Source organism: Caballeronia sp. dw_276 (assembly GCF_018449635.1).
Taxonomy (GTDB): domain Bacteria; phylum Pseudomonadota; class Gammaproteobacteria; order Burkholderiales; family Burkholderiaceae; genus Caballeronia.
Genome location: NZ_JAAVUV010000043.1, coordinates 1 through 1573, shown reverse-complemented (window position 1 = coordinate 1573; position 1573 = coordinate 1). Strand labels below are relative to the sequence as shown.

General features: G+C 56.5%; 1 protein-coding gene. It reads left to right on the top strand.

The genetic code is table 11. The features are described from left to right. Positions 1-105: 105 nt before the first annotated feature. Positions 106-1509, top strand: a complete 1404-nt coding sequence (locus tag HB633_RS30515; RefSeq protein WP_213781849.1) for an ISNCY family transposase — start codon at positions 106-108, stop codon at positions 1507-1509. Positions 1510-1573 lie beyond the last annotated feature (64 nt).

Below are 1573 nucleotides of genomic sequence, written 5' to 3'. Positions count from 1 at the left end.
TTTGTAGGGGCAATATCCTAATGTCGTGTTTGAGCAAGATAGGAATGTCGTGTTTTGCTTCTGGTGCGATGCTGGGAGCTTCCGATCCAACGATGGGAGCTCGCCATGCAGCCTACCGAACTGGTGACGTTGAACATGCGCGAACTCGACCGACTCAAAGTGATTCAAGCCGTCGTGGACAGGATGCTCAAACCGGGCCTGGCTGCCGAGCGTTTGCATTTGACGGTGCGCCAGATCGAGCGTCTGGTGCTTCGGTACAAGCAAACTGGCGCGGCCGGTGTGGGCTCGGCAGCGCGAGGTCGTCCAGGCAATCGAAAGCTTGATGAGGTAACGGCGTGCCGGGCATTGGTTTTGATTCGCGACCGATACGCCGACTTTGGCCCAACGCTTGCTTGCGAGAAGCTGCGCGAATGTCATGGTTTAACGCTTTCCAAGGAGACTGTTCGCCACCTGATGACTGATGCCGGCCTGTGGGTTCCACGCAAGCAGCGCCCGCCCAGGATTCACCAGCCTAGGAACCGGCGGTCTTGTCTGGGCGAACTGATCCAGATCGATGGCAGCGATCACCGATGGTTCGAGGACCGGGCGCCAGCGTGCACGTTGCTGGTGTTTATTGACGATGCCACAAGCCAACTGATGACGTTGCACTTTACTGCGACCGAATCGACCTTCAGTTATTTCGAGGCCACGCGCAAATACCTCGAGGCGCACGGCAAGCCGGTGGCACTCTATAGCGACAAGGCCAGCGTGTTTCATTGCAACCAGCACGCGAGCACCCCTTACAAGGGCGTAACCCAATACGGGCGGGCCTTGTACGAGTTGAACGTGGATACGCTGTGTGCCAACAGCAGTCAGGCGAAGGGACGCGTGGAACGGGCCAATCTCACCTTGCAGGACCGGCTTGTCAAAGAATTGCGCCTGCGCAAGATTGACACGAAGGAAGCCGCTAACGCGTATGCGCCCCACTTCATGGCCGACTTCAATGGGCGCTTTGCGAAGATCCCGAAGAGCGCATTTAACGCGCATCGGCCGCTCAGGAGCGATGAAGACCTCGACCTGATTCTGACGCACCGGGTACTGCGTTGCGTGTCGAACAGCTTGACGTTGCAGTACGACCGGGTGATCTACATGCTTGATGACACGCAGCAAACACGTGCCCTCGCCCATCACTACATCGATGTCTATGAATACCCGGATGGGCGTATCGAAATCCGGGCAAATGGCAGCGCGCTGGCCTATCGTCAATACGACAGGTTATCGGCGATGGACCAGGGTGCCGAAGTCGATAACAAGCGCCTCGAGCATGTGTTGGCGCTGTCGCGCCAAGTGCAAATGGAGCGCGACAACCGGCGCATCTCTGGTTCACCGTCAAGGACTAATCAAGGAGAACCGGTCAAGCCGAAAATGCGGGCCAACAATACGCGCAAACAACGCGAGCTCAAGCAAATTGACATGAACGCGATGATGCTAAGAAGCGCCGAACTGCGGGCAGCCGCGGTGGGGAAATGAGCTTTTTAAAGAGAGATTAATAAAGTCAAAACCCGACATTTCTAAAAAGTTTGAACCCCGACAT